The following is a 713-nucleotide window of genomic DNA, read 5'->3' as shown; positions in this document are numbered from 1 at the left end:
TCACGCTCGACCAAGTCTGGGCGCAGATCAGGCACGTTAGGCTTACGGGTTGTGAGAGGTGATCTGCCTTTGCCTTTGCCAGAAACACCGGCCAAGCGCATTAAACGGGCAGTTTGTTCACGACCGATATCAATTCCGTCACGGCGGAGAGCATGCCACATTTTCCGTACACCGTAGACACCGTAATTATCCCGATGAACAGTTCTAATGCGTTCGACCAGCACAGCATCACGAAGGCGACGAGCACTTAACCCACGGGCCTTGGACTGGCGATAGCCACGCGAGGTGATGAACCCACCAGACCGGTTATTCTTCAACGTCTTACAGATGAACTCGACAGAGAAACGAACCCGGTATTCATCGATGAACCGGATCATTTCCGACGTTTTGGGTCGAGTTCCGACGCGAAAAAAGCTGAAGCGGCCTTCAGCAGCTCATTAGTGTCGCGTAGCTCTTGATTTTCACGACGCAGCCTCGCGTTTTCCGCGGCCAAATCTTCAGGCACAGGTTCTGGGATGTTTCCCGCACGACGGGCCTGTTGAGTCCATTGACGGGCCGTATGCCATGAAACCCCCAGCTTTGGAGCTACTGCCTGGCACGCGGCTTGCATCGACATATTTTCTGCCAAGATGCGATCTTCCACGAGACGGACCACACGGTCCTTTGCATCCTGGTCAAATTTTCTTGGCATATTCCAGATTTTCCCATCTACT

1 protein-coding gene and 1 pseudogene are annotated in these 713 nt (G+C 53.3%); both read right to left on the bottom strand.

Going from position 1 to position 713, the window contains the following annotated elements; all coding sequences use genetic code 11:
* Positions 1–377, bottom strand: a 377-nt coding sequence (locus tag QP965_RS11440; protein WP_284852696.1) for an IS3 family transposase, incomplete at its 3' end; no start/stop codon positions are given.
* Positions 374–713, bottom strand: a pseudogene (locus tag QP965_RS11435) (transposase); the annotation flags it as partial. The pseudogene QP965_RS11435 and the gene QP965_RS11440, both read right to left, overlap by 4 nt.

The organism is Corynebacterium sp. MSK074 (genome assembly GCF_030229735.1).
Taxonomy (GTDB): Bacteria; Actinomycetota; Actinomycetes; order Mycobacteriales; family Mycobacteriaceae; genus Corynebacterium.
The sequence above is the reverse complement of the archived record's forward strand: the minus strand, read 5'-3'. Positions and strand labels throughout refer to the sequence as shown.